The sequence below is a fragment of the Ruegeria sp. P10 genome (assembly GCF_056534925.1).
Genome location: NZ_JBQERJ010000002.1, coordinates 151,200 through 177,358 on the forward strand (window position 1 = coordinate 151,200; position 26,159 = coordinate 177,358).

A 26,159-nucleotide genomic window follows, 5' to 3' on the forward strand; every position below is an offset into this window, starting at 1 on the left:
ACTCGGATCATGTCAGAACCCTCGGTCGCGCAATCGCGCAGGCGGCAGACAGAAAGCACGCGTGGCCTTGCAGGAAGTACACGGAGCTCGCTCAAAACTCCGTCCAGACGATCAGCGCATCGGCCCAAAGCCGTCCTTGGAGGAGCCATACCTACGGGCGAGATTTTTGATTTGTCACCCCGGCAGAACAATGGAAAGGCGTTCAACCAAAGCTCTTTGCACGATGGCAAATCTCGGAGTGCGCGCTATCTCGTCCAGAGCCGCCACCCACAGCGGGACATCTATTCTGGGATCAATTTCTGACGACCGATGAAGCCTAGGATCCGCGTTCCCAATAAACGAGGGCAGGATCGTTTTGCCCACCCCGGATGCTGCCATCTGTTGAAGCACCAAAAAGCTGTCTGCCCCGTTGGTCATTTCATCGGCGCTGACATGTTCGGCCAGCCATTTGGCGGGAAGCGAGCGGCTCAACGCTCCATCAAGCCTCATCCATTTTCGGTTTGGGGAACCGTCGTCAAAAACGCCGAATGACAATGTTCCCGCACGTTCGCTGACAAGCCCTTCTTCAAGTTTGATCGAGGGTCGCACTGCGATGTCCGCGGTCAACCTTGACAGATCATGATGGCTGTTGCCGCTTAACAAAGTCAGCTCCAAATCGGGATAAAGCCGCGATATCTCAGTCAGAATTTGGGGCAATACAAACTGACAAAGGCTGTCCGTAGACGCAATGCGGACCTGACCCGCAGGGGACCGGTTTGCCCCCACAATTGCCCGCTCTACGGAAAGTACGGCCTCTTCAACGCTTTCCATCGCCGAAAGAATAGCTCTGGCCTCGGGTAGGGCAGTGTACCCTGACGGGTGTTTTTGAAAGATCACGCATCCAAAACGGTCTTCAAGCGCGGCGACTCTGCGCAGCACCGTTGCATGAGTGACACCAAGCGCCCCGGCAGCCGCATTCAGTGATCCGTGTTTCCTTACGGCCAGCGCGTATCGAAGATCATCCCAGTTTTGGTTGTGCATAAATTAACAAGGAGCAACAAATAACAAACAATTACAAGAAAAAATGTTCAGGCTAGTATTCGACGCATTGAACAGGGAGACGCACAATGATCAAGAAAATCCCGGCCGTTGCGGCAGGTTTGTTGTCGGTAGCCGTTATTGGATCAGCCATCGCCCATGAAAGCGAAAATCCTGCGGTGAAGGCTCGGACCTCAATCATGCAGCTCTATGCCTTCAATCTTGGCACGTTGGGCGGCATGGCCAAGGGAGAGATTGAATATGATGCCGAGGCAGCAACACGGGCCGCAAATAACCTGGTTGTTCTGACGCAGATCGATCAATCTGCGATGTGGCCTGCCGGATCCGACAATGCGTCCGACCCGTCCACCCGGGCCTTGCCAGCCATCTGGGAGAACTTTCCGGATGTAAGCGCAAAAGGTCAGGCCATGGCGGAAGCCGCCGTTGCGATGCAGGCGGCGGCAGGCCAGGATGTTGATGCCCTTAAGGCGGCGATGGGTGATCTGGGCGGATCATGCTCGGCATGTCATAAGGCTTACAGGGCACCGAAAGACTAAAGGAGCGCTGGCCATGCGGCGTTTGTTCATTTTCGCCGCAGGTATCGCTGTACTGGTCGGGCTGGTCGGTTTGGTGCTGACCCGTCCGAAAACAGTTGACCAGACACAACTGAACGGGATTGTCCCTGATCTCAGTCGAGGTGAGGCAGTGTTTTACGCGGCTGGATGCGCGTCCTGTCATTCTGCTCCGAACGCAACGGGTGAGGAAAAGCTGGTACTCGCTGGCGGTCGTCGGTTTGCGTCGGATTTCGGCACCTTCGTAGCCCCGAACATATCCAGTGACCCGGTTGCCGGCATCGGATCGTGGTCCTCATTAGATCTGGCCAATGCTCTGCTTCACGGGACCGGGCCCGAAGGACAGCACTATTTCCCCGCATTTCCCTATACGTCCTACGCCAACATGTCAGCCGAGGACGTTGTTTCACTGCATGCCTTCCTCGGCACTCTGCCGGCGGTTCCAAGCCAAAGCGCAGCGCACGAGGTTGGCTTTCCTTTCAATATTCGACGCGGGCTGGGCGGGTGGAAGCTGTTGTATCTGAAACCGTGCTGGGTTGTGGAAGGCGATCTGACTGACCAGCAAATTCAAGGCCGATACCTGGTAGAGGCGTTGGGACATTGCGCAGAATGTCACACGCCGCGTAACGGGCTAGGGGGCCTGAAACGCGATCTCTGGCTGACAGGTGCACCAAACCCCAGCGGAAAGGGACGCATCCCCGGGCTGACTTCTGCCCAACTGGATTGGTCCGAGGCTGATATTGCCGAGTATCTGAAATCCGGTTTCACGCCGGATTATGATAGCGCGGGTGGTGAGATGGTCGAAGTCATCGAAAACACATCCCGCCTTACGGATGACGACCGTCTGGCGATTGCGGCCTATCTCAAGGCCGTGCCCGCGTCACCGACAGACTCGCCGTCAGAGTAACCCTCTTTGGCGCCATGCGGCCGATGCCAGATGTCCTTGCCAGCCGTCAGCACGAAGCCGCAAGGCCTATTCCCTTTTCGCCAAACTCCTGTTTTACGTTCTGGGCACCGGAACGCAGCACACGCCCGCGTTTCTGTTCAGGATTGATTGAGGGTCGTGGCCAAATGACACAAAAAATCGCGCTTTGGTCCATTCCGATATCCCTGGCGGTACTGGCCCTGAAGCTGCTGGCCTGGTGGCTGACAGGTTCGGTGGCGTTGTTGTCGGACGCGATGGAATCCACCGTCAATGTCGCAGCGGCCCTGCTGGCTTATTTTGCGGTTCGGGTCGCAAACAAGCCCCCTGATGAAAACCACCCCTTTGGCCACAAGAAAGCCGAGTATCTTTCCGCTGTCGTCGAGGGCGCATTGATTGTGTTGGCGGCGTTCTTGATCATCAGAGAGGCCGTGCTGGCCCTTCCCTATCCACATCTTGAGGATGCGCCTTTTCTTGGAATCGCCGTCAATGTCATTGCAACGGGCGTGAATGGCGCATGGGCCTACCTGTTGCTTAAAGTCGGCAGGCGCGAGGGTTCACCTGCATTGGAGGCAAGCGCGCGGCACATTTTTACAGATGTCATGACGTCAGTTGGTGTCATCGCGGGGCTCACACTTGCACTTGTCACCGGCTGGCTTGTCCTTGACCCGATCCTTGCAATTCTGGTCGCGCTGAACATCCTGTGGGAAGGTTGGAAAGTCATTCGTGCGTCCGTTGACGGCCTGATGGATGTGAGCCTTTCTGAACATGACTTGCAGGTTGTTTCCAGCACCATTGAAAACAATCGGGGCGCTGCGCTGGAATACCACGACCTCAAGGGGCGCAGATCCGCGAATGTCATCTTCGTCGAGTTTCACCTTGTTGTGGACGGCGCAATGCCGGTCAGCGCAGCCCATGACATCTGCAATGAAATCGAACACGCATTGGAACGTCTTTATCCGGGTTCTGTTTTTGTCATTCATCTCGAACCCGATGACGAGCTGAAGGGTAACGGAGCACAACCGAACCAGGTTTCTTAAACCACTTGGTGCAATCGACTACGACCGAAGTCGTGGTTTTGGCGGGGACGTTCGGCCCGCAATCCATCAGACCTAAGCCCGATGTTGGGACGCAAAGCCCCGGATAACCTGTCACCGACACCATGAGTTGGGTCGAACAGAACCGGAGGCGAAAAAATGAAACTTCAAGGAAAACTGGGCCAGCTTCTCAGCACAGCAGCACTGGCTTCGTTGATTGCCGCGACGCCTTACGTGCCGAAGTTTGACGCGGAAGGTCGCCTGCACCTTGAACCAGCCTATGCCTTTGCCAAAAGTGGCAGCGGAAAAGACGGGGATGGAGGCGATGACGACCGAGGGGATGATCGTGGCGGCGAACGGGACGACAACTCGGGGTCGGGCAACAGTGGTCGCGGTGGTGATCGCGACGACGACAGGGACGATGACCGCGACGATGATCGGGACGACAATTCCGGATCCGGCAAAGGTGGTCGCGACGACGATGACGATGACGACGATGATGACTCGAAGCGTTCAAATCGAGGCAGCGGCAAAAAGGATCAATCCCGGTTAGGCGGCGGGTCATCGCGCTCTGCCGGCATAACGAAGGTTGAGACGAACGCCAACGGCATCGAAGTGCGCTATGCCGATGGAACCAAGGAAGAAATCGAAAACGGTCGGTATGAAAGGAAGAATGCTCAGAACCGCACTGTGGAAGAACGGCTGGCGACAGGCGCCGATGTCTCAAGGCTCCGGTCATTGGCAGATGGTATCTCCATCGACAACGTGCGCTCGTCCGGCCAAGGAGGTACTGCGGGAAGCCGCCCGACGAAAGTTGAACGTCAGGGCAATAATATCGAAGTGAACTATGCCAATGGCTGGAAAGAAGAGATCGAGTTTGGCCGTTATGAGTTGAAAGACCCATACAACCGGACTGTCGTTGAGAGAAATGCAACCGCCGCTGACCGTCGGAGATTGCAGTCGGCAGGCAACTAGGCAACTACGTCAGAACGAAAGACAAATGGCGGCCTCTCATTGTCAGAAGCCGCCTTTCATTTACGTTATTGCCAGCGGATATCGGCGTACTGCATTGGGAACAATGGCTTCTTGCCCAAGGTGTTGGCTCAAGGTCCCACCCAACATGAAAGGCACAGGCTGCAATTCCGCAATCCGCTATTGGCGATGTGTCATGTATTTCCTGCCCTTTCGCGTTTGCAACGACCAGTCATCCTCTGGTTGTGAACCCTGATCCTAACGTTCACCGCGCCGATAGGGTGCCATCAGCGCGGCAGGCACCTCGGCCCTGCGGGCCACAAGAACGAGCGCGACGATGGAAAGCACATAGGGCGCCATCAGGAAGAGTTGATATGGCACGCCTTCAATCGCCGTTTGCAGCCGCAACTGGTATGCATCGAAAAAAGCAAACAGCACGGCACCGATCAACGCCTTGCCAGGCCGCCAACTTGCGAACACAACCAGTGCGATGCAGATCCACCCGCGTCCTTGAACCATGCCCGGGAAAAAACTGTTGAACGCCGTTGTCGTAAGGAACGCGCCACCCACTGCCATCAACGCTGATCCGACAACCACTGCACCAATGCGAATGCGAATGGGGTTCAGCCCCTGCGCCTCAACCGCGTGCGGGTTTTCACCGGTCATGCGAATGGCCAGCCCCAGCGGTGTCCGGGCAAGGGCGTAGGCCATCACAGCCACCGCAAACAGAGCGAGGTAGGTCGGCAGAGCCTGGGAAAACAGGATCGGACCCAAAATGGGGATATCGGAAACACCCGGAACATCGAGTGGCTGGAAAGGTACTATCGTCGGGGGCAGATCGCCCACTTCGACAAGCAACCGGTAAAGGTAGTAGGCCAGCGCGGATGCAAACAGCGTGATGCCAAGCCCCGAGACATGTTGCGACAATCCAAGCGGGACCGTTAGCATGGCGTGCAGCAATCCCAACATTGAGCCGCAAAGTGCCGCTATCATCAGGCCAACCAGCAAAGGCGCGCCCATGTAGACGGCAAGCCAACCGCTCATCGCGCCCATGGTCATAATCCCCTCGATCCCCAGATTGAGAACACCCGAACGTTCACAGAGCAACGCGCCGAGGACTCCGAAAATAAGCGGCGTTGCGATACGCAGCACGGACGCCCAGAGGCTGGTATTCAGCAGCAGGTCAATTGCATCACTCATCGGCGCACCCGGTAAGTTGTGAAAAGAAGGGCCACGATCATGGTGAGCAGGCAGAGCGCCACGATCACGTCGGCAATGAAGCTGGGAACGCCGGTTGCGCGGCTCATGGCATCGGCCCCGACAAAAACGGTGGCGACGAAAACCGCGGCGGCGACCACACCCGCCGGATGCAATGCGGCCAGCATTGCGACGACGATGCCGGCATAGCCGAATCCGGGGCTCATGGTTGTCGTGACCCCGGCTGTAACACCCATGACTTCGACGGAACCTGCCAGCCCTGCCAAAGCGCCTGACAGCAGGGCCACACCCATGATCGTTTTTGGAAGGGAAATTCCGGCAAAGGCGGCGGCACTGGCGTTCAAGCCTGCGGCGCGTGTTTCAGCACCAAAAACCGTGCGGGCCAGGATCAGCCAAACAACACCTGCTGCCGCGATGGCAAAAAGCAACCCGATATGAAGGCGTGTGCGGGGAATAAGATCCGGCAGGCGGTACACTCCGCTCACGGGCACTGAGGAAGGCCAGCCAAAGGCCATCGGATCGCGCATCGGACCCTCGATCATGAGGCCGACGAAAAGGATCACAATGAAGTTGAGCAGTAGGGTCGTCACCACCTCATCCACCCCGAAACGCAGGCGCAAATAAGCGGGGCCCGCCAACAGGGCCGCACCCGCCGCCATGCCCGCCAGCATCAAAATCGGAATCCCGATCCATCCGGAAACCCCGAGAGAATGCCCGATCCACGCGGTAATCAGCGCGCCGACGAAGAACTGCCCCTCGCCGCCGATGTTCCAAAGACGCGCCCGAAAGGCGACGGCCGCGGCAAGCCCGGTAAATATCAGCGGCGTGGCGCGGGTCAGCATCTCGGTGATCGAAAGGCGCGAACCAAGCGCGCCGGTCAGCATTTCACCATAGGCAGTCAGCGGGTTCACACCTGCCGCTGCGATTAGACCCGCAGCCAATAACAACGCGGTAAAGATCGCGGCCAGCGGAGCAATGACCACAAGGTACAGCGGTACATATGTGCGTCGTTCAAGCCGCATCATCATCTTCCTTCCAGACACCTGCCATCATCAGGCCAAGGCGTTGCGGGTCAGCCTCATCAGCGGATATCGGTTTCGACAATCGACCCTTTACGATGGCCTGTATCCGGTCTGAAAGAGCTACGGCTTCTTCCAGTTCCTCCGAAATTAGCAGGATCGCAGCACCCTCGGCCCGTGCGGCCAGAAGCTCGGCATGAACTGCGGCAATTGCCCCTTCATCAAGGCCCCGCGTCGGCTGGTTGGCGAGCACGAAACGCGGTCCGTTGGTCAGGACTCGCCCCAGGATCAGCTTTTGCATGTTGCCGCCAGACAGCAGCCGTGTGCGCGTGTCGGGACTGGCCCCTCGGATATCAAATCGTTCGATAAGCCCTGCGGTGTATTCTCGGGCAGCGCGTTGTCGGACAAAGCCTCGGCGCGAAAACTCTAGTGTGCGCAGACGTTCAAGAACTGCATTTTCCCACAGGCTCAATTCACCCACGACACCTTCTGCATGGCGGTCTTCCGGTACCCTGCCTGCGCCAGCTTGGATCATGCCGCGCGGGCCCAGATGGCCGATATCCTTGTTCAGCAGTGTCAACTTCCCGGCGCCAGGGTGGATCAGCCCAGACAACAGCCCGCCAAGCGAGGCCTGACCATTGCCTGATACGCCGACGATACCAAGGATCTCGCCAGCGTGGACAGTGAATGACACGTCATCCAGCCGCAATTCACCGTCTTTTTCCACGCGCACATCGTTTGCGACCAGAACCGGCGCGCCAATCTCGTGGTCTTGACGAACGGGCCGTTCCACTTTGCGGCCAACCATCAATTCCGCCAACTCTCCGGGGGTGGTTTCAGAGGTCCTGCGTTCCGCGACCAACCTACCGCCACGAAGAACGGCCACACGGTCAGAGGCCGCCATGACCTCATGCAGTTTGTGACTGATGAAGATAAGCGACAGACCCTCTTTCGTCATGTCGCGCAGCGTCTCGAACAGGCGCATTGCTTCGGGTCGGGCCAGAACGGCCGTGGGTTCATCCAGGATCAGTATGCGCGCGTCTCGGTACAGCGCTTTCAGAATTTCGACGCGTTGACGTTCACCCACGGAAAGGGACTTGATCCTGTCGTCGGGGTTCACGGGCAGACCAAACCGATCCGCGATCTGCAACAACTTTGCGCGCGCCTCGCCACGTGCGGACCGTGCGCGTGTCAGGGGTTCTGAACCAAGCATGACGTTTTCAAGAACCGTGAGGTTGCCCGCAAGCGTAAAGTGCTGGTGTACCATGCCCACACCCACCTCGATCGCTGCGCGGGGCAGACCCGGAGGCAACGCTTTGCCAAACACCCTGACAGAGCCTTCGTCGGCTGCGTAATGGCCGAACAGGATGTTCATCAGCGTCGTCTTACCCGCGCCATTTTCACCCAACAATGCAAGGATTTCACCCTGGGCCAATGACAGGGTCACATCATCATTGGCGGTAAGCGTTCCAAAACGCTTTGTTATGCCGTGAAGTTCCAGAACCTTGTTCATGTGGGCAGGCCTGCGATTGGAGACGGAAAGGTAAGTTCGGGCGCACGCGCCTCGATCAGAGCGCCAAGTTTCAGCAACGCAAGATCCGAGCCGGGTGGTCCCATCAGTTGCACACCGATTGGCAGGCCACTTGCCATTCCAAAGGGCAATGCCAAAGCCGGCAAGCCCGCGACATTGGCAAGTGCTGCGTTTGGGGCAAAGGCCTCCAACCGCGCCATGTGTTCATCCGCGGAGGCGCCAGAAAGGTCCAAAGTGCCGATAACAGGCGGCGCAAGCGATAGGATCGGCATCAGGACAGCATCCACAGAACTGAAAATCTTGCGAGCACGATATGTCAGGCGCGCAAGCTGTCTTGAGGTCGCAAAAAGCGCGGTGGCGGATGTGGCACGGCCCTCGGCAGCCATGGCAGCGGCAAGCGGTGGAACCTGGTCATCAGATATCCTGAGTGCAATGAGCCACTCGGCCAGCGAAACAGCCAGTATCGTTCGGGCAATTGCATGAGCCTCGGCCCCCATCTCGTCCGGGGTACAAATGTCATGCACCTCGCAGCCTGCATCGCGCAGAGCGTCAGCCGCATCCTTGGCGGCTTTGCACTGGTCAGTTCCGCAACGCTCGGGCAGTGCCAATGCAATGCGGGGGTGGTCCGCCGGATGTACCGGGGCCATGGGCTGGGCTACGGCTTGAAAGGCGGTTTCCACATCGCGTAGGGACCGCGCCAGAACCAGTTCTGACGCTATCCCCATCAGGTGATTGGCGAAATCAGGGCCCCCGGGCACCGCACCACGAGACGGCTTGAGCCCGGTCAAGCCGCAGCACGCGGCTGGGACTCTGATAGATCCGGCCGCATCCGTGGCATGAGCAATAGCGACGATGCCGCCTGCAACCGCAGCCGCGGCGCCGCCAGATGAGCCACCGGGCGTCAACGCGGGATTCCACGGATTGCGGGCCGCAGCCATGCCATCTGGTTCGCATGTCAGGGAAAGGCCGAATGGCGGTGTTGCCGAGACACCAAAAGGGATCAGGCCGGTCTGGCGCAAATCCTGCAACAGGCAGCTGTCACTTTCGGATTTTCGCCCTTGCGCGCGGATTGCCGCGGACCCGGCAGCAGCGGGCAGTCCCTTGGCGGAACCGCCGAGGTCTTTGACCAGGAACGGAACCCCGTGAAAGGGCCCACGTCGATCAGATGGCGCTGCATCTGCCGCCCTCGCGCCGGCGCGGGCCATGTCTTCGTCCAGGAACACCACTGCGCCCAGATCCGCCTGCGCGTGGCAGGCGGAAAGGCTTGCTTCCATCGCATCGGTGGCAGTGATCTGCCCCGCAGAAACGGCAGCAGCAAGAGCCGTGGCATCGGTCACGTCAAAGCCGCCGGGATCAGGAGGGCTCGCTTTCGTCGATCGGAACGTCCCATTCGCCGGATTGGATCGCGGCCTGTTTGGCCTCCATCGCAGGGACGGCGTCGGCAGGCACTTCGTCGGCGACATAGATCAGCTCATTGCCGCCATGAGCCATGAAGGAATATTCGGTATAATTGCGCCCGGTGGGATTGCCGGCCTGAACATCCGCCACGATGGCTTCGATGGTTGGCCCATAGTTCCATATCGCGTTGGCAAAGACCGTGCCGGGATAGCGCGGTGTATAATCTATCAGTGAACCGATGGCCTTCACGCCGCGCGCCTGAGCGGCGTCAGCGGTGCCAATGCGTTCACCAAACAGGATGTCCGCGCCCGCGTCGATCTGGGCAATCGCGGCTTCCTGCGCGCGAGCCGGATCAAACCATGCTCCGATGAAACCGTTAAGGAAAGTGGCGTCAGGGTTCACTTCACTGACGCCCATCCGGAAAGCATTGATCAGGAGGTTCACCTCGGGGATCGGATAACCGCCGACGGAACCAAAAACATTGCTTTCCGACATTTGGCCGGCAAGCATTCCGGCCAGATAGGCCGCCTCGTGGTTGCGGGTGCCGAAGACGCCAAAATTGTCGCCCTCCGGTCCGCCGGAGGACCCCATCAAAAACGCGGTATCGGGGTAATCACCCGCCACTTCGCGTGCTTCGCGTTCCACCGCGTAAGACTCGCCCCAAATGATTTGCGCGCCGCCTTCGGCGTATTCGCGCATCGCACGGGGATAGTCGGTCGGAGCCACACCCTCTGAAAACTCATATTCGATCAGGCCAGCCTCGGCGGCTTCCTGCATCGCCACGTGGATCCGGCTGTTCCATGCATTTTCGACCGGAGACATATGCACGCCAGCGACGCGGGTTGCAGATTGTGCATTGGCGCGGCGGATATAAGCCGGCAGGGCCAGCATGGCCGCGGCGCCGACCATCAGTTGACGACGTGTAGTGGTGAGTTTCATCGGAGTATCCTCTTCTGTTGGTGGCAACTATTCTTGTTCTTGGGCTTCCTAAATATTGGGCCTGGGCGCGTAATCCGCGGGATCCAGGGTCGAGGGGCGGCTGGGCAAGGAAAGCGCGGCCAGTCTTGGTTCGGTACGCGCCAGCACCTTGCCGTTTTTGATGACGGCAAGACGTGTGGCTTTCATACGAACAGCTTCAATCGGGTCACGCGCTTGCAGCACAACCATGTTGGCTGGGCCGCCTTTGCGAATTGTCGGGTCAGGCAGACCCATGGTCTTGGCACCGTTCTGGGTAACGGATGTGAAAGCCCATTCCATCGCTTCGCGGGATGTCATCGGCACCGCATGCACGCCCATATGGGCCACTTCCAGCATGTCGGCGGACCCAAGAGAATACCATGGATCCATGGTGCAATCCTGCCCGAAGGAAACGTTCACACCTGCTGCACGCAATTCTGGTACGCGGGTCAGGCCACGGCGGCGCGGATAAGTGTCCGAGCGGCCTTGCAGCGTGATATTGATAAGCGGGTTCGGTACGACGTTCATGCCGCTTTCCGCGATCAGCGGAACAAGCTTCGAGGCATAGTAATTGTCGTATGAATGCATCGCCGTGACGTGGCTTGCAGTCACACGACCCCCGAGCCCAAGGCGTGTGGTCTCATAGGCGAGGGTTTCCACATGGCGCGACATCGGATCGTCACTTTCATCACAGTGCAGGTCCAGCATCAGGTCGCGATCCGCGGCAATCTCGGCCAGCCTCGTGACCGATCGAGCGCCTTCCGACATCGTGCGTTCAAAATGCGGGATACCGCCCACCACATCGACCCCCATATCGAGCGCCCGGATCAGGTTCTTTTCGGCATGTTCTGATCGATAGAGGCCATCTTGCGGGAATGCCACCAATTGCAGGTCAATATAGGGGGCAACAAGCTTGCGCACTTCCAGCAAAGCTTCGACACCCACCAACGGAGTTGACGAAACATCCACATGCGAACGGATGGCCAGCAATCCCTGCGACACGGCCAGATCGCAATATCGCATGGCCCGCTCGATCACCGCTTCGGGCGTCAGAAGGGGCTTTAGTTCTCCCCAAAGCGCGATGCCCTCCAAAAGCGTGCCCGAAACATTCATACGTGGCGACCCGAGGCTAAGGGTGGCGTCCATATGGAAGTGCGGGTCGACGAACGGAGGTGAAACTAGGCGGCCCGTTGCATCAATTTCTTCGCGCGCCTCACCCATGATGTCAGCGGCAATTTCTGCAACACGGTCGCCGTTGATCGCAATATCCACCGGTTCGCGGCCATCCGGCAAGCTGGCCTTTCTGATGATGATGTCAAACATTCATCTGCCCCCTAATTTGACCACATGGTAAAAGTATTCAAAAAAATTGCTATTTATTTTTGCGATGTTTTGGAATTGGTGCCTGTGACGGCTTCTCAGCTGCTCATTATCAAAGCCCGACTGATTAAACTTTGGCCGTCTACAGCCCGGGATTTGGGGCAATGAACGCCCCGAGCCAAAAGAGCGCCCAATACAACCGCAAGATTGCTTGCCGATGCAAACAAAAGCTCTGCCCGCCACCGCACAGCAATATTTGATGACCGGTGCGGCGAACAGGGGCGACAGCCCACTGAAAAAAGCTCAACCGGAGCGTTGATTGGTGAAGACATTGCCAATCCGCAACCTACATTCGCCGTGTTTCATCTCGACCGGAATTGGTGATACCTCCTTGCACGTCATGACCAATGTCGCGCCAACGATCCTTTCCACGGTTTCCAGCCAGTTTATCGATGACTGGCTGACGGCATTGCGTACGCTATGTCCCGAGGTTCAGATGGCATCGCTTCTCGCCCGGTCGGGTTTGGTCGCGGATACGCGTCACCCTCATGGTCGCGTCACGCTGGATCAAATCGTGTGTCTCTATCAACTTGCCGCAGTTGAGACCGGTGATGAGATGATGGGGCTTTGGAGCCGCCCAATCCGGCCGAGAGCCCTGCAACATCTTTTGACGACAGTCCGGGAAGCCACGTCTCTTTCATCGGCACTTTATCGCTTTTCGACCTTCTGGAACTTGTTGCTGGATGACTACCAGTTTGATCTGGATGACGCCGATAACATGTTGGTGCTTACGCTGAAGCCACGGGGCGCGGCTCAAGTTCAGCGGTTCGGGCACATGCTGATACTCAAACTTGCCCACGGGCTCATGTCTTGGCTGGCGGGGCACGAAGTTCCGGTCAAGGCTGTCGATTTCGTGTTTGAGCGCCCCGACTTTGATCAGGATTACGCGGTCATCTTTCCGGCACCGCTACGGTTCGGCCAAGGTGCCACCGCGATTTCGTTCGATCCGAATGCGTTGGGTCCGGTGCAGGCGCGCAGCACAAATGACCTTGACAGATTTTTGCAAAACGCGCCCCGAGACTGGATCTTCACCAGTTCGCGAGAGCACACCCAATCGCTGCGGGTGCGCACCTATCTGGTCCAATCGGGATGGGACGCGGCAACCCTGACCCAGACGGCATCCGCGATGCACATGACCCCCCGCACCCTGATCCGCAGGCTGCATGCGGATGGTACATCGTTTCAGGCCATCAAGGATGCCCTGCGGCGTGATATCGCTATCCGTGATCTTCAGGCGGGTCGCAAAAGCGTTGAAGCCATCGCACATGATGTCGGATTTTCGTCGGCGGCCAATTTCCACCGGGCCTTTCAGCGCTGGACCGGAAGCACGCCAAGCTCATACCGCAGGGTGCAAATGTAGGGCGCCCGACTTGTCACTTTTGGACAATGATCTGTCATTGCACGAGATGGTCCCCAGCGGGCAGGATCGCTAGATCTTGCTGTAGAAAAACTTCTTTTCGGAAGTTTTGCCCTCAAAAACTCATCGTTCCGCTAATCCATGGCTTCCCGGTTGTGGCGCCATCTGAGAATGACCGTCGTGAAAGGATCCGCCAATGTCAGACAAACTCGACACCATACTCCAAGCCGCACGCGACCACGCCGTGCAGGTGATCCTGCCCAATGTGGATGCCTGGAACGCCGCGAAGAAGTGGCCGCGCGATGCTTCGGACAAGGCCGGAGCCGCTGGCCTGGCGGGCCTCTACGCCCCCGAAGAGTTTGGCGGTCAGGGCTTGCCGCTGGCGCAAGGCATTCAGGTCTATGAACAACTGGGACGGGGCGATGGTGCCTATGCCTTTGCCCTGTCGATGCATAACATCTGCACCTTCGCGGGCTGCGGTTATGGCACAGATGCCTTCAAGGAAAAGTGGGCGCGGGACCTGACATCTGGTCGCAAGCTGGCGAACTTTGCACTGACCGAACCACAATCCGGATCGGACGCAACAAACATGTATTCACGCGCCGTGGTCAATGACGACGGCACATGGACGATCAGCGGCGCGAAGGCATGGGTTAGCCTCGCGACCGAGGCGGACATCTATTTCACTGTGGTCAAGACCAGCGACACACCCGGCCACAAGGACATGGCGATGATCGCCATTCCCGCCGACGCACCGGGCCTCAGCTTTGGGCCGCTTTACGATACCCCGTCCTACAACTTCCTGCCCCTGGCCGAAATGTACATGGACAAGGTCGTGGTCGATGAAACCAACATCATCCTACCCATTGGTCAGGGTCTTCAAGGCGCGCTCATGGCCATCGACATTGCCCGTGTTTCGATTGCCTCAGGATGCTGTGGATTGATGCAATCTGCGTTGGATACGGCGTTGTCCTATTCCAAGAACCGCAAGATGTTTGGCGGCAGGAACCTTGATCTGGACGGGATCCAGTGGATGCTGGGCGAGGTTGCAACCGACCTTGAAGCCTCAAAGCTTCTCTACCGAAAGGCAGCAGACTCCCTTGGCACGCCCGAAGGCCCCTTGATGGCCGCTCATGCCAAACGGTTTGTGCCAGATGCCGCAGTAAAGGCTGCGAACACCTGTACGCAGGTCCTGGGTGGTGCAGGGCTGTTGCAACCCTACGGCCTGGATCGCTTGTCCCGCCTCGCGCAAATGCTGCGGATCGTGGACGGGACGACAGAAATCAGCCGTGTGGTCATCGGGCGGGCCTTGCAAAAACGCGCGGCAACTCTGCCTGATCTGCCGGTACCGAAAGGTTTTGGCGAGACCGACTGAATGTCCCGCACCGGTTCGATGGGCGCAAATCTGAGATTCTGCGCAGACATCAGCAAGATCAAAAGGTACCGCATTATTGCGGCCGGTTGCCTGAATGGTTGACCGTGGTGCTAACTCGCCATGAACAAGGTCGCGCAAAGCGTATGAAGTTTTGCTTTCTGACGACACTGACATGTGGGACGGTGAAAGGTGGGGGCAGGGGAGTCGGGCGCATCAATAATCCCGACCTCTCCATCCAGCCCGAAACATGCCAATCGCGATTACGGAACATTGCAATCTGACGAACCGGAAGCCTTTCAAGGCAGACATGCTCCGTTAAGCCGACGACGGCCTTGCGCATAAAGCGGGCTTTGCACAGGTCGGAATGCGGCCCAAGCCGGACATGAGCTCAGAGCTCAGTTTTTGAGGATGGTTTTCCAAAGCCGCCGTTCACACGCGGCGCTTCATGCACTTCGGCGGCATGTTCGCAACGCAGATTCACCGGATGTTCGAGTTAACAGGAAAACGTATCTAAGCGGAACGCCCTGACATCAAGGCCGGTTTAAAACAAAGTTCGGTGCTATCCCTGCCTTCATGATCGCTGCTTCAACATCATGCCCTGCGAAGAAACCGTATCCCGAGATGAGTGCGGAAGCTATGCCTGCTTCTCGTGCGCCCAGTATGTCGGTGTGAAGGCTGTCGCCAACCATCAGAACCCGGGACTTGTCGATGTGTCCGAGACGTTGGAAAGCAATATCATAGATATTGGCGAAAGGCTTTCCAAAGAACTGAGGGGCGACGCCTGTCCGGTCTGCCAGCCGGTGCGCGTAAAGACCGGGTTCCTTGGAAAAACCGTACTCGCGCGGAGCGACAATGTCAGGGTTGCCGACCAATACCGGGCGGGGACGCTCTTGCAAAGTGGCCTCCAACATGGCTTGTCGCGCTTCATTCCAAACCGCTGACCCGATCAACAAGAACCCGTCGACGGTTTCGTAGGGCTTCGGGTCATCCTCCAGGTAGGACAGTTTCAGCCCCTCCAGATCGCGAAGGCCGGCACTGGGGGCCGCCATCAATCCCCAATGCAAATCACTTTGGCCGTTCAGTTCAGACAACAACGTGGCCCGGCTGGTGATCACGTCTTGTGGTGCAAAATCGTAACCAAGCCTGTTGTACTTCTCCATAAGAGTTGCGTGGGGAAACCCGGCGGCATTCGACACGACCAGAACACGTTTGCCGGCGGCTGTCAGCGACCTGACCCGATCTGGCGTATCCGGGATCGCCGTATCACCAATATTGAGAACCCCGAAAGCATCGAGGAGGAACACGTCAAACTCATGAGCTATGTCCTCCAGCGTGTCCGCCTGGCGATAGCTCAATTCGGTAGATCTGGTTTGCGGCAGGCGATGTCGCACAGCCTCGTAGGCGTCAAAAGCTTCTTGCACAGAGAAACCGGTCAAATGATGGCCCCTCGTACTTTCGCCGAAACCCATTCACTGATCATAACCGCGACGAGAATGACAATCAGGATCAGGCTGACTTGTGGCCAAGCCAGAACGTTGAGCGAAGCCGACAATTGCAACCCGATACCTCCGGCTCCAACCAGCCCGAGCACCGTGGATTCGCGGATGTTGATATCCCAACGGAAAACAGCAATGCCTGCAAACGCGGGCAGGATTTGCGGTACGATCCCATAGGCCATGACCTGCCAGCGTGAAGCACCGGTTGCCGTGATTGCTTCGACCTGCGTGTGATCAATCTCCTCGATCGCTTCGTAAAGAAGCTTTGCGCAAAACCCGATTGAACGAATGGCGATTGCTATGACACCGGCGAAAACTCCGGGACCAATAATTGCGATCAGAAGAAGCGCCCAGATCAACGAGTTGATAGAGCGAGTCGAGACAATGACCAACAGGGCAATCGGCCGGATGAACAAGGCCGATGGCGTTGTGTTACGGGCCGCCAAAAAGGCGACGGGCACTGCCATGCACAGGGCAATGATTGTTCCCAATGTGGCGATATTTAGCGTGTCCCAAATCGGGCGGCCCAGTTGGGTGATGTACTCCCATTTAGGGGGCGTTGCCCGTGTCCAGATATCATTGGCGATGCGGGGCGCGTCCCAGACGAAAAACCAAGTGGTCGATTCCGAGATCAGCTGCCAGCAGTAAACAAAGATCGCCACGCCCAACAGCCAGCCGAACCAACGAACCAAGCTCTGACCGGTTGTCCGGCGACGCCAGATTTGCGCATCGTCGCGTTCAAGTATCGGCATTATTGAACCCTCGCTCGAATAATTCCCGAAAGGTATTCCAGAGCCATCACGATGCCGATAATCAGAATGAGAATGGCCGCCGCGGTGTCGTATTCATAGCGGTCGAATGCGGTGTTCAAAGTCGCACCAATTCCACCAGCCCCCACAAGCCCGAGGATCGCGCTTTCCCGGAAGTTGATGTCGATCCGATACATGGAAAGGCCCACAAGTCGCGGCATCACTTGCGGCTGAACTCCATAGTTGATCCATTGTGGCCAACGCGCTCCAGAGGCCTTGATCGCCTCGGCCTGAACCTTGTCCATGGCTTCGATATCTTCGGCCAGAAGTTTCGAAAGAAACCCTATGGTGGCGAAGGAAAGCGTCAGAAATCCGGCCAACGGGCCAAAGCCGAAGATCGCCACAAGCAATATGGCAACGATGATCTCTTGCAATGCCCGGCTTATCGCAACAATACCTCGGCAAATCATATAGACTGGCAATGGCGCGATGTTGCGGGCAGCCCCCAGCCCAATCGGGATCGATATCAGGATACCCACGACCGACGCGGCCACTGTCATCACGATACTTTCCAGAAGGCCGCTCCAAATATCTGACCACCGTGAAATGAAGTCTGGGCTGGTGAATGCAAGCACAAACGCCCAACCGCGATCCAACCCTTCATAGACACGACCCCAATCGACTTCGATGGTCATAAAGGCTGCGATCAGGTAGGCGAGAAATCCAAGGAGCAATGCCCAGCGGAGCACTGGGTTCTTGACAAAGGCAGGCTTACGCCAGCCTTTTCCCAGCATGTCGTCCAATTCTCGATGGCTCATTCTGCGGCCTCGACATCTTCATCTTCGTCCACTTTTTCGATGGTTGCCTCCCAGTCCTCTTCCCCATAGATCTCGGTCAGCTTCTCAGGGGTAAGGCCGGTGGGAAGCCCATCATACACAATTTCGCCAAATCGGAGTCCCACAACACGGGGAACAAACATCTGAGCGAGCGCCACATCATGGATATTGATGATGGCCGCCAATCCGCGTTCCTGACATAACTCGGTGATCAGCCGCATGATTTGACGGCTGGTCTTTGGGTCCAGCGACGCGGTTGGCTCATCAACCAGCAACAGTTTCGGGTTTTGAATCAATGCTCGACAAATGCCCACCCTTTGGCGTTGACCACCAGATAGCTCATCTGCCCGCTTGTCAGCCATGTGTAACAACCCGACCCGATCGAGCAAGCGGAAGGCTTCGTCCACATCCGACTGCGGATACCGCCGCAGGAAACTGCGCCAGAATCCCACGTATCCCAGCCTGCCGGACAATACGTTTTCCATCACCGTGAGGCGTTCGACCAACGCATATTCCTGAAAGATCATACCCATTTCGCGGCGTGCTTTCCGAAGCGCGCCCGATCCGAGCTTGGTCAGGTCAACCTCATCCAGAAGGACACCGCCGCTTGAAGGTTCAACCAAGCGGTTGATGCAACGGATCATGGTCGATTTGCCCGCGCCCGAGGGCCCGATCAACGCCAGAACCTGTCCTTTTGGAACCTCAAGATCGATGGCCTTCAGCGCCTGATCTCCGGTCTTGTATGTTTTCGTCAGCTTTTGAAGACGCAGCATGAAATGTCCCAGATTAGGGTGAACAGCGGGCCCTTTCAGGCCCGCCGGATGAGCCAAAAATTACTGGCAGGCGTAAGAGACGCCATTTGCCGCGTCAATTTTACGAATGACGTCCCAGAATTCCTGATAGGTCATCTCAAGGAATTGGCCTTCGTTCGATTTTGAGAACTCCGCCTCCAGTGTCGTGCCTTCCCATTCGAAACTAAAAAACGCATTGCGGATTTTTTCCTGCAACTCGGGCGTCAGGTTGTAAACGGTGCCAAACCCTGTGGTCGGGAAGGTCTGCGACTTGTAGATCGTAACGACATCATCTTCCTTGATCACATCGCGCGAGATCATCCGGGATTTTACCGAATTCGCGATGGATGCCGCCAGGTAATCCTTGTTGGCGACACCCAGGATCGAGTTGTCGTGCTTGCCCGAGTAGACAGGTTCGAAATCGCGTTCGGGCAGAAGATCAAAATCGCTTTTCAGGATCGCCGAGGGCGCTTTGAATCCCGAGTTGGATGTAGGCGATGTGAAAGCCAGTTGTTTCCCCTTGATGTCTTCGACCTTTTCGATGCCCGAACCTGGATAGGTGATGATCTCCATCTCGTAACCAAAATTTCCGTCCTTCGAAGCCATGATTGTGAAGGGGCGGAACCCGGCGCAGTTTACCGCCAGTGGGTTGGAACCGGTGTTGAAGCCTGCAATGTGCAAACGCCCCGAACGCATCGCCTCGATCTGGGCCGCGTTGTTTTGAACAGGGAAAAAGACGACGTCCTTGCCAGTTTCTGCTTTCAAATGGTCAAGAAAATCTGACCACGCGGTTTTGTATACGGCGGGATCTTCAACCGGCGTATAGGCAAAAATCAAAGTGTCGGGATCTATCTGCTCGGAAGGATCTGTGGGGATATCCGCGATCAAATCCCCGTCGGCATCACAAAAACGCTCGTCCAAGTCACCGCGTGGACAATCCTGCGCCGACGCCGTTCCACTTATCGACATGAGCGCGATTGCAGATGCCCCAAGCAATAGTTTGATATCGATCTTCATGTTTTCCTCCCAGTCAAGTGCGGTGCTTTTTATCCGCTGTTAATCAGTCATTTCATATCTACCCGGCGACGAGAACGTCGACCCGGGCGCTTTCAATGGCGTTACGCAATTCTCCTGTTGGTTTTTTGTCGGTGATTATCGAATCCAGGTCGTCAAGGTCCCCTACTTGAGACAGGCCTTTCCGGCCGAATTTCCCGGAATCGACAAGAAGGTGCCGTTTCTCGGCTCGCGACAGCATTGCCCTCTTTATTGCCGCAAAGCCGCGCACTGTTTCTGAAGGTCCATCGGTCGAAAACCCAGAGGAACCGATCATGCACCTGTCGACGTTGAAACGGGACAGAAACTCCAGCGTCTCGGTTCCGATCGTTGCAGACTCGGTTGCCAAGTATTCCCCCGGGCATAACAGCACTTGTGCAGCCCCATGGCCAAGGGTCATGGCTACGGGAATGGAATTGGTGATTACGGTGCAAGGTGTGCCAATATAAGCCAGTGCACGTGCCATTTCGATTGTGGTCGAGCCGGAATCGATCATGACCGTTTCACCGCTCTGGATCACTTCTGCCGCTGTGGCGCCAATTCGTTCACGCTCCTCAACCTGAGCGTTTGTTCGCTCATCCAAACCCGGATAGTGCCCTTGCGCGGCGGCCGATGCCCCCCCGTGTGCCCGCGCTATCAAGCCATCATTCGACAGAGCATCGAAGTCTCTGCGTACCGTCTCGGTGGAGACGTTGAACCGCTGCGCCAGTTCGTTGATGCGAACGTGCGGGCGCAGCTTCAGTTCCAGCAATATCTGCTGGCGCCGGTCGGATTTCTTTACCCGGCTGTGGCTCTTTTCAGACATTTTGCCGCGCGTTTTAGTTTTGGACATCCGACGACCCGACTAGGTTTCGAAATCCACTTTTGTGGGCTTTCGGTCATAATGCAATATTTTTTGTTGCATAACCCTCGGAACGTTGTGAGAATTCGAGCGAACACAAGTATTTCGAAGCGCAAAGCAAAGATGCACAGGCTGATCAAATTCAGAATACGAGCCAAGGCAAAGCGTTGACCGGCCAACTTGCCAATAAGACTGCTTCCTTTTGGTTCTTGATCGTGTGGCATTGAGAGGCGGCATGAGTGACAGCGAAACGGCAGATCAGATTGCGGCGCTTCCGATGCGCTGGGACAAGGCTGGCAAGTTGCGCGTTCTTATGGTCACTTCGCGGGATACCGGCCGGTGGGTTATCCCGAAAGGATGGCTGATGGACGGCAAAAAACCATGGCAAGCCGCTGAAATCGAAGCGCAAGAAGAAGCAGGCGCCGTCGGCACCATATCGAAACGGCCAATCGGTCATTTTTTCTATGATAAACGATACGAGGGGCAAAGCAGCGTTCGCTGCCGCGTCACCCTTTATCCGATGGTCGTCGAAAAGCTGAAGCGACGCTGGAAGGAAAAAGGTGAACGTACGCGTCACTGGTTTTCACCGGCAAAGGCCGCAAAGTTGGTTCAAGAAAGCGACCTGTCAGATTTGCTTAACAATCTGACAGACAATCCAGAAGTCAAAATTGTCATAAAGAAACTTCGACAGGCTGCATGAGGAAGGGCATGAAAGAACCGGGAAACCCGGACGCATCAAGCTCAAAGGGAGGAAGAAAATGAGTAAATTGATATCCACCACGGTTGGATCGGTGATCGCCCTGGCTGCGTCACTGTCGGCGGCACAGGCCGACAAACTGACATTTTATTGTTCGGCGCAAGAAGACTGGTGCCAACTGATGGCGCGCAGCTTTGAAGATGCGACGGGCATCGACGTCAACATGACCCGGAAGTCGTCAGGGGAAACCTTTGCACAAATACGCGCCGAAAGCTCGAATCCGAAAGGGGACGTTTGGTGGGGCGGTACGGGTGATCCGCATTTGCAGGCCGCCGAAGAGGGCCTGACGATGGAATACATTTCGCCAATGCGCGATCAGCTTCATGATTGGGCGATATCCCAGGCAGAAAGCGCGGGTAACAGAACGATCGGCATCTATTCGGGCGCACTTGGCTACGGCTACAATGCCGATCTTATCGCTGCAAACAACCTGCCCGAACCGGCCTGTTGGAAAGACCTGCTGAAGCCCGAATACAAGGGCCACGTTCAGATGGCGAATCCGAACTCATCAGGTACGGCCTACACCACGCTGGCGTCGATGGTGCAGATCTTCGGCGAGGATGAAGGCTTTGAGTTCATGAAGGGCCTGCATTCGAACATCAATCAGTACACCAAATCCGGATCGGCGCCGATCAAGGCCGCCGGTCGCGGCGAGAACACAATTGGTATCGTCTTCATGCATGACGCCGTGAAACAGGCCGTTTCCGGGTTCCCGATCAAGGTCGTCGCGCCATGCGAAGGTACGGGATACGAGATTGGCTCGATGTCGATTATTGACGGAGCCCGCAACGAAGAAGAAGCGAAGAAGTTCTATGATTGGGCTCTTTCGCCCGAAGCTCAGAACCTTGCTTTGCAGGTCAACGCGTTCCAGGTGCCATCGAACAAGAACGCAAAAACTTCGGAGAGCGCGCCAGACATGAGTCAGATCAAGCTGATTGATTATGACTTCAAAAAGTATGGGTCCTCGGACGAACGGAAGCGTCTGCTGCAGAAATGGGACGAAGAAGTTTCGACTCTGCCGCAGTAAATGACTGACCGGACTTCAAAAACGACCCATCCGGTTCTGATCTTCTGGATCACGGCCGGGTGGGTCGGATTCTGCCTGTTGCCTTGGTATATGGTCGACGGTGGCCTTTGGTCATTCGGGTGGCTTTTGGACGGCTATCCATTCGATGAGGATTACGCCCCCGCTGCGTTTCTGATTGGGCAGGGTGAAAAACTTTGGCTCGCGCCGCTTTTGATCGCACTGGCCCTGCCGCTTCTGGTGTTGAAGCGCACCAAATCTGATCCAGTTTACGCCCGCATACTGATCCTGTCAGGGGCGCTTGGCTTTGGCTGGCTGATCGCTCAGGGGTTCAGCATTGGCATCAGAGGTTTCAACTTTCATTGGTTGGAGGCGATGTTTGGCGAGCTTGGCGACCGTCAGTTCGGCATGGGCTATGGCGCGATGATATGCGCCTCGAGCTTTCTGTTCCTGCTTACTCAGGGGATTGCGGCAAGGGGTGCCATTAACGGTGACGTCTTTGTCGTAAGCGCCATCGGAGGCGTTATTACAATTGTCTCCGTGTTTGTCTTTTTTCCCATCGCGAAGATGCTTTTCGCTGCCTTCATCACCGAAGACGGCGCGTATTCCATCGCGGTCTTCTTCTCGAAGTTTTTCGATGATCGACTGTGGGGTCTGGGTTGTTTTCAGGGCGCGCGTTGTGGCGCCGCCTGGAATTCACTGTTCCTTGCCATCCTCGTTGGCGTCATCACCACGGTCCTGGGTCTTTGCTTTGCACTTGTCGTGACGCGCTCAGGCTTTCGCTACAAGCGCGCGCTGCGGGCTCTGACCGTTCTGCCAATAATCACCCCGCCATTCGTGATCGGCCTGGCGCTGATCCTGCTTTTTGGCCTGTCCGGCTCTGTCACCCGGTTCTTTGCCGAACTGTTCGGCACGCAACCGACACGCTGGCTGTATGGAATGCCGGGCATCCTGATTGCGCAGACACTCGCGTTTACACCAATTGCGTTTCTTGTTCTGATTGGTGTGGTTGAAGGCGTCTCTCCGTCGATGGAAGAAGCGGCGCAAACGCTCCGCGCCAGCAGATGGCAGACATTCAAGACGGTTTCCTTGCCCCTGATGCGGCCTGGTCTTGCGAACGCATTTCTTCTGGGCTTCATCGAAAGCATGGCCGATTTCGGAAACCCGCTTGTATTGGGCGGGAATTTCGACGTGCTTTCGACCGAGATATTCTTTGCCATCGTCGGCGCTCAGTACGATCAAGGCAGGGCTGCGGTTCTGGCCATGGTGCTGCTGTTCTTTACTCTTTCCGCCTTTTACGCGCAGCGTGTCTGGCTGGGGAAGAAAAGCTACACAACCGTCACCGGCAAAGGGGATGCCGGCGTCCATCCACTGATGCCCACTGGCCTTTCTGTTCCGGTACTGCTCGTCGCTCTGGGTTGGGCGCTGTTCACAATTGTTGTCTACGCGATGATCATTTACGGCAGTGTTGTCGAGCTGTGGGGCGTCGATAACTCGCTGACGATCAAACACTATATCACTGCATTCTCGGTCCGCTTCGAAGAAGAGGGTATTCGCTGGACCGGGGCAGCTTGGGACAGTTTCTGGACCACCATAACCATCGCGGCCATTGCTGCCCCGTTGACTGCCGCCGTTGGCCTGGTGACCGCCTATCTGCTGACAAGACAAAGTTTTGCAGGCAAGAACGCTTTCGAATTTGGAACAATGCTGTCCTTCGCCATCCCCGGGACAGTGATCGGCGTCAGCTACATCCTGGCCTTCAACGTTCCGCCGATTGAAATCACGGGTACGGGTGTCATTCTCGTGGTCAGCTTCATCTTCCGCAATATGCCGGTCGGCGTTCGTGCGGGGATCGCGAGCATGTCGCAGCTTGACCGCAGCCTTGATGAATCCTCGCTGACCCTTGGTGCGAACTCGTGGCAGACGTTCCGAAACATCATTCTGCCGCTGTTGCGCCCTGCGATACTTGCCGCGCTTGTATACAGCTTTGTGCGCGCCATGACGGCGATCTCGGCTGTCATCTTTCTGGTCAGTGCAGAATATGACATGGCGACCAGCTACATCATCGGTCGGGTCGAGAACAACGACTATGGCCTTGCGATCGCCTATTCGACGACGCTGATCTTCGTGATGCTCGCGGCGGTCGGCTTATTGCAACTTCTCGTCGGTCGGGTCCAAATTGGCCGACGCACGCAGCACGGAACGGAGACATCGCCATGACCGACACCAAAATCGGTTCCAAGGCTGCCCCGGTACGCTTTGAGAACGTGTCGAAAGTGTTCGGCAAGGATGTCGTCGCTGTCGACAACATCAACCTGAACGTCGAGGCGGGAAAGCTCGTCACACTGCTTGGCCCGTCAGGCTGTGGGAAAACAACGACTCTGCGCATGATTGCCGGGTTGGAAATGGCAAGCTCGGGCAAGATCCTGATCGGAGATCGGGACGTGACCAAATTGCCTGCCACCGACCGTGACGTATCCATGGTGTTCCAGTCATACGCGCTTTTCCCTCACATGAGCGTGCTGGAAAACGTGATGTATGGCCTCACCTTCTCGGGTTTTGCAAAGGATGAAGCCCGCAGCCGCGCTCTGAATGGATTGGAACTTGTTGGTCTTCAGGGGTTCGACAACCGTCTTCCCTCTGAACTGTCGGGGGGTCAACAACAGCGTGTTGCAGTCGCCCGCGCGCTGGTTCTTGAGCCGCAGGTTCTGCTGTTCGACGAGCCGTTGTCCAACCTCGATGCCAAGCTTCGCCGTCAGGTGCGAGAGGATATTCGGGCAATCCAGCAAGAACTTGGTTTGACAGTTGTCTACGTGACCCACGATCAGGAAGAGGCACTGGCGGTCTCGGATGAGATTGTCGTCATGCGCAACGCAGCAATCGCCCAAATGGGCACACCCCGCCAGCTTTACGATGCCCCGAACGACCGATTTGTTGCCGATTTCATAGGCGAGGCAAATCTTTTGGAGTGCCAAATCGTCGAAATCAACGGCGACGCGGCAACGATAGAAATAGAAGGTTACCGCCACACGCTACCACGTCGCGGATTGTCCGAAGGACCTGCAACCATCGCTGTGCGCCCCTCGCGTCTGGTCATCGGTTCAGACCAAGGCATCCCAGCCACGGTGGCCAAGGCGACCTATGTTGGCGTTCGGATGGAATATACGCTGACCGGTGCATTCGGTCAGGTTTTTGCTGTACACGATGACGTCGATACGCCGCTTGATCCCGGCACAAAAACCAAAATGGGCTTTGCTGACAAAGGCCCCGTTCTTTTGCCGGATTAAATGCCGAAACTCATTATCATCTCGCACCCCGAGGTCTCTGTCGATCCGGCCGTCCCGATAACTGAGTGGGGATTGAACGCTGTGGGCCGCAAACGCGCTACCGAATTTGCATCCAGTGAAGTCTTATCCAACGTGACGCAGATATGGACCAGTGGCGAGCGGAAGGCCCGCGAAACAGGTGAGATTCTTGCTGCACCACAAGCGTTACCCGTAAATTGCAACTGGGGTCTTGGTGAGAACGACCGCAGCGCAACCGGTTACTTGCCTCGGGACGATTTCGAGGCCGCCGCCGATGCTTTCTTTGCGCAGCCGGATACGAGCTATCGCGGTTGGGAAACAGCTGTCGAGGCGCAGAGACGCATTCATCGCGCAGTAACAGAGATAATCCAGACGCATGATGCCGGGGATCTTGCAATCACGACACACGGGGCAGTAGGCACATTGCTTTGGTGCGCACTTTCGGATTGTTCGATAGACCGCAAGTATGACCAGCCCTCACAAGGCCATTTCTGGCAGGCTGATCTAGCGACACTCAAACCTGATTCAGGTTGGGTCTCTTTGACTTAGACG

Annotated in this window: 24 protein-coding genes; 11 read left to right on the forward strand and 13 right to left on the reverse strand. The window is 56.8% G+C overall.

Translation table 11 applies throughout. The annotated features are described in order from the left end of the window. Nucleotides 1-174: 174 nt before the first annotated feature. The gene (locus tag ACR0FB_RS03965; RefSeq protein WP_171723745.1) at nt 175-1,020 is read right to left on the reverse strand and encodes a LysR family transcriptional regulator; all 846 of its coding nucleotides are present in this window, start codon (nt 1,018-1,020) and stop codon (nt 175-177) included. A gap of 86 nt (nt 1,021-1,106) precedes the next feature. Between ACR0FB_RS03965 and ACR0FB_RS03970 the strand changes: the two genes are divergently transcribed. The 4 genes from ACR0FB_RS03970 (at nt 1,107) to ACR0FB_RS03985 (ending at nt 4,523) form a co-directional block, all read left to right on the forward strand. Beyond that, nucleotides 1,107-1,574: a c-type cytochrome gene (locus tag ACR0FB_RS03970; protein ID WP_171636035.1), complete on the forward strand. Its 468-nt coding sequence runs from the start codon at nt 1,107-1,109 to the stop codon at nt 1,572-1,574. Nucleotides 1,575-1,587: 13 nt separating this feature from the next. Beyond that, nucleotides 1,588-2,496 carry a c-type cytochrome gene (locus ACR0FB_RS03975; protein ID WP_480620138.1) on the forward strand — a complete coding sequence of 303 codons (909 nt, stop codon included), beginning with the start codon at nt 1,588-1,590 and terminating at the stop codon, nt 2,494-2,496. A gap of 164 nt (nt 2,497-2,660) precedes the next feature. Beyond that, nucleotides 2,661-3,551, forward strand: coding sequence for a cation diffusion facilitator family transporter (locus ACR0FB_RS03980; protein WP_480620140.1), 891 nt, complete (start codon nt 2,661-2,663; stop codon nt 3,549-3,551). 156 nt (nt 3,552-3,707) lie between these two features. Beyond that, nucleotides 3,708-4,523 carry a hypothetical protein gene (locus ACR0FB_RS03985; protein ID WP_480620142.1) on the forward strand — a complete coding sequence of 272 codons (816 nt, stop codon included), beginning with the start codon at nt 3,708-3,710 and terminating at the stop codon, nt 4,521-4,523. A 255-nt stretch (nt 4,524-4,778) separates the two neighbouring features. Here ACR0FB_RS03985 and ACR0FB_RS03990 read toward each other — a convergent pair whose 3' ends face one another. The 6 genes from ACR0FB_RS03990 to ACR0FB_RS04015 are packed head-to-tail and all read right to left on the reverse strand — an operon-like array spanning nt 4,779 to nt 11,966. Next, nucleotides 4,779-5,720, reverse strand: a complete 942-nt coding sequence (locus ACR0FB_RS03990) for an ABC transporter permease (protein WP_480620144.1) — start codon at nt 5,718-5,720, stop codon at nt 4,779-4,781. After that, nucleotides 5,717-6,760: an ABC transporter permease gene (locus ACR0FB_RS03995; RefSeq protein WP_480620146.1), complete on the reverse strand. Its 1,044-nt coding sequence runs from the start codon at nt 6,758-6,760 to the stop codon at nt 5,717-5,719. Before ACR0FB_RS03995 ends, ACR0FB_RS03990 begins: the two co-directional genes overlap by 4 nt. Then, nucleotides 6,750-8,270, reverse strand: a complete 1,521-nt coding sequence (locus ACR0FB_RS04000) for an ABC transporter ATP-binding protein (RefSeq protein WP_480491235.1) — start codon at nt 8,268-8,270, stop codon at nt 6,750-6,752. Before ACR0FB_RS04000 ends, ACR0FB_RS03995 begins: the two co-directional genes overlap by 11 nt. Then, nucleotides 8,267-9,625 carry an amidase gene (locus ACR0FB_RS04005; RefSeq protein ID WP_480620148.1) on the reverse strand — a complete coding sequence of 453 codons (1,359 nt, stop codon included), beginning with the start codon at nt 9,623-9,625 and terminating at the stop codon, nt 8,267-8,269. Before ACR0FB_RS04005 ends, ACR0FB_RS04000 begins: the two co-directional genes overlap by 4 nt. Before the next feature lie 16 nt (nt 9,626-9,641). Continuing rightward, nucleotides 9,642-10,625 carry a BMP family protein gene (locus tag ACR0FB_RS04010; protein WP_209833956.1) on the reverse strand — a complete coding sequence of 328 codons (984 nt, stop codon included), beginning with the start codon at nt 10,623-10,625 and terminating at the stop codon, nt 9,642-9,644. 48 nt (nt 10,626-10,673) lie between these two features. Next, entirely contained in the window at nt 10,674-11,966 is a 1,293-nt protein-coding gene (locus tag ACR0FB_RS04015; RefSeq protein WP_171723751.1) for an amidohydrolase family protein, read from the reverse strand. A 397-nt stretch (nt 11,967-12,363) separates the two neighbouring features. On the opposite strand from ACR0FB_RS04015, the gene ACR0FB_RS04020 reads away from it, so the two are divergent. Both ACR0FB_RS04020 and ACR0FB_RS04025 read left to right on the forward strand, forming a co-directional pair. Then, nucleotides 12,364-13,383, forward strand: coding sequence for an AraC family transcriptional regulator (locus ACR0FB_RS04020; RefSeq protein ID WP_480620456.1), 1,020 nt, complete (start codon nt 12,364-12,366; stop codon nt 13,381-13,383). A 193-nt stretch (nt 13,384-13,576) separates the two neighbouring features. Beyond that, nucleotides 13,577-14,755, forward strand: coding sequence for an acyl-CoA dehydrogenase family protein (locus ACR0FB_RS04025; RefSeq protein ID WP_171723752.1), 1,179 nt, complete (start codon nt 13,577-13,579; stop codon nt 14,753-14,755). A 530-nt stretch (nt 14,756-15,285) separates the two neighbouring features. On the opposite strand, the gene ACR0FB_RS04030 is transcribed toward ACR0FB_RS04025, so the two are convergent. Genes ACR0FB_RS04030 through ACR0FB_RS04055 form a run of 6 tightly spaced genes read right to left on the reverse strand, consistent with a single transcriptional unit; the run spans nt 15,286 to nt 20,512 of the window. After that, complete coding sequence (locus ACR0FB_RS04030; protein WP_480620150.1) at nt 15,286-16,224, reverse strand: HAD-IIA family hydrolase; 939 nt, start codon at nt 16,222-16,224, stop codon at nt 15,286-15,288. Then, a complete protein-coding gene (phnE, locus tag ACR0FB_RS04035) occupies nt 16,188-17,003 on the reverse strand; it encodes a phosphonate ABC transporter, permease protein PhnE (protein ID WP_171120783.1) in 816 nt (271 codons plus the stop codon). The genes ACR0FB_RS04030 and phnE (ACR0FB_RS04035) overlap by 37 nt, the downstream gene beginning before the upstream one ends. Then, entirely contained in the window at nt 17,003-17,818 is an 816-nt protein-coding gene (gene phnE / locus ACR0FB_RS04040; RefSeq protein WP_210092898.1) for a phosphonate ABC transporter, permease protein PhnE, read from the reverse strand. The genes phnE (ACR0FB_RS04035) and phnE (ACR0FB_RS04040) overlap by 1 nt, the downstream gene beginning before the upstream one ends. Then, the gene (gene phnC, locus ACR0FB_RS04045; protein ID WP_170651922.1) at nt 17,815-18,609 is read right to left on the reverse strand and encodes a phosphonate ABC transporter ATP-binding protein; all 795 of its coding nucleotides are present in this window, start codon (nt 18,607-18,609) and stop codon (nt 17,815-17,817) included. The genes phnE (ACR0FB_RS04040) and phnC overlap by 4 nt, the downstream gene beginning before the upstream one ends. 60 nt (nt 18,610-18,669) lie before the next feature. Continuing rightward, the gene (gene phnD / locus ACR0FB_RS04050) at nt 18,670-19,644 is read right to left on the reverse strand and encodes a phosphate/phosphite/phosphonate ABC transporter substrate-binding protein (protein ID WP_171636055.1); all 975 of its coding nucleotides are present in this window, start codon (nt 19,642-19,644) and stop codon (nt 18,670-18,672) included. A 58-nt stretch (nt 19,645-19,702) separates the two neighbouring features. Then, nucleotides 19,703-20,512, reverse strand: coding sequence for a DeoR/GlpR family DNA-binding transcription regulator (locus ACR0FB_RS04055; protein ID WP_480620152.1), 810 nt, complete (start codon nt 20,510-20,512; stop codon nt 19,703-19,705). 286 nt (nt 20,513-20,798) lie between these two features. Between ACR0FB_RS04055 and ACR0FB_RS04060 the strand changes: the two genes are divergently transcribed. The 5 genes from ACR0FB_RS04060 to ACR0FB_RS04080 are packed head-to-tail and all read left to right on the forward strand — an operon-like array spanning nt 20,799 to nt 26,156. Continuing rightward, nucleotides 20,799-21,221, forward strand: a complete 423-nt coding sequence (locus tag ACR0FB_RS04060) for an NUDIX hydrolase (protein ID WP_253285020.1) — start codon at nt 20,799-20,801, stop codon at nt 21,219-21,221. 58 nt (nt 21,222-21,279) lie between these two features. Further along, on the forward strand, nt 21,280-22,305 hold the full coding sequence (locus ACR0FB_RS04065) for an ABC transporter substrate-binding protein (protein WP_171723759.1): 1,026 nt from the start codon (nt 21,280-21,282) through the stop codon (nt 22,303-22,305). Beyond that, nucleotides 22,306-24,522 (forward strand): ABC transporter permease, encoded by a 2,217-nt coding sequence (locus ACR0FB_RS04070; protein ID WP_209833942.1) that lies wholly within the window; start codon nt 22,306-22,308, stop codon nt 24,520-24,522. Further along, nucleotides 24,519-25,589: an ABC transporter ATP-binding protein gene (locus ACR0FB_RS04075; protein ID WP_171723761.1), complete on the forward strand. Its 1,071-nt coding sequence runs from the start codon at nt 24,519-24,521 to the stop codon at nt 25,587-25,589. Before ACR0FB_RS04070 ends, ACR0FB_RS04075 begins: the two co-directional genes overlap by 4 nt. Further along, nucleotides 25,590-26,156 carry a histidine phosphatase family protein gene (locus ACR0FB_RS04080; protein WP_171636067.1) on the forward strand — a complete coding sequence of 189 codons (567 nt, stop codon included), beginning with the start codon at nt 25,590-25,592 and terminating at the stop codon, nt 26,154-26,156. Nucleotides 26,157-26,159: the final 3 nt, after the last annotated feature.

Coding starts and splice junctions, on each gene's coding strand:
- ACR0FB_RS03965 (WP_171723745.1), bottom strand. CDS start 1,020: ATGCACAACCAAAACTGGGATGATCTTCGATACGCGCTGGCCGTAAGG.
- ACR0FB_RS03970 (WP_171636035.1), top strand. CDS start 1,107: ATGATCAAGAAAATCCCGGCCGTTGCGGCAGGTTTGTTGTCGGTAGCC.
- ACR0FB_RS03975 (WP_480620138.1), top strand. CDS start 1,588: ATGCGGCGTTTGTTCATTTTCGCCGCAGGTATCGCTGTACTGGTCGGG.
- ACR0FB_RS03980 (WP_480620140.1), top strand. CDS start 2,661: ATGACACAAAAAATCGCGCTTTGGTCCATTCCGATATCCCTGGCGGTA.
- ACR0FB_RS03985 (WP_480620142.1), top strand. CDS start 3,708: ATGAAACTTCAAGGAAAACTGGGCCAGCTTCTCAGCACAGCAGCACTG.
- ACR0FB_RS03990 (WP_480620144.1), bottom strand. CDS start 5,720: ATGAGTGATGCAATTGACCTGCTGCTGAATACCAGCCTCTGGGCGTCC.
- ACR0FB_RS03995 (WP_480620146.1), bottom strand. CDS start 6,760: ATGCGGCTTGAACGACGCACATATGTACCGCTGTACCTTGTGGTCATT.
- ACR0FB_RS04000 (WP_480491235.1), bottom strand. CDS start 8,270: ATGAACAAGGTTCTGGAACTTCACGGCATAACAAAGCGTTTTGGAACG.
- ACR0FB_RS04010 (WP_209833956.1), bottom strand. CDS start 10,625: ATGAAACTCACCACTACACGTCGTCAACTGATGGTCGGCGCCGCGGCC.
- ACR0FB_RS04015 (WP_171723751.1), bottom strand. CDS start 11,966: ATGTTTGACATCATCATCAGAAAGGCCAGCTTGCCGGATGGCCGCGAA.
- ACR0FB_RS04020 (WP_480620456.1), top strand. CDS start 12,364: ATGACCAATGTCGCGCCAACGATCCTTTCCACGGTTTCCAGCCAGTTT.
- ACR0FB_RS04025 (WP_171723752.1), top strand. CDS start 13,577: ATGTCAGACAAACTCGACACCATACTCCAAGCCGCACGCGACCACGCC.
- ACR0FB_RS04030 (WP_480620150.1), bottom strand. CDS start 16,224: ATGGGTTTCGGCGAAAGTACGAGGGGCCATCATTTGACCGGTTTCTCT.
- phnE (WP_171120783.1), bottom strand. CDS start 17,003: ATGCCGATACTTGAACGCGACGATGCGCAAATCTGGCGTCGCCGGACA.
- phnE (WP_210092898.1), bottom strand. CDS start 17,818: ATGAGCCATCGAGAATTGGACGACATGCTGGGAAAAGGCTGGCGTAAG.
- phnC (WP_170651922.1), bottom strand. CDS start 18,609: ATGCTGCGTCTTCAAAAGCTGACGAAAACATACAAGACCGGAGATCAG.
- phnD (WP_171636055.1), bottom strand. CDS start 19,644: ATGAAGATCGATATCAAACTATTGCTTGGGGCATCTGCAATCGCGCTC.
- ACR0FB_RS04055 (WP_480620152.1), bottom strand. CDS start 20,512: ATGTCCAAAACTAAAACGCGCGGCAAAATGTCTGAAAAGAGCCACAGC.
- ACR0FB_RS04060 (WP_253285020.1), top strand. CDS start 20,799: ATGCGCTGGGACAAGGCTGGCAAGTTGCGCGTTCTTATGGTCACTTCG.
- ACR0FB_RS04065 (WP_171723759.1), top strand. CDS start 21,280: ATGAGTAAATTGATATCCACCACGGTTGGATCGGTGATCGCCCTGGCT.
- ACR0FB_RS04070 (WP_209833942.1), top strand. CDS start 22,306: ATGACTGACCGGACTTCAAAAACGACCCATCCGGTTCTGATCTTCTGG.
- ACR0FB_RS04075 (WP_171723761.1), top strand. CDS start 24,519: ATGACCGACACCAAAATCGGTTCCAAGGCTGCCCCGGTACGCTTTGAG.
- ACR0FB_RS04080 (WP_171636067.1), top strand. CDS start 25,590: ATGCCGAAACTCATTATCATCTCGCACCCCGAGGTCTCTGTCGATCCG.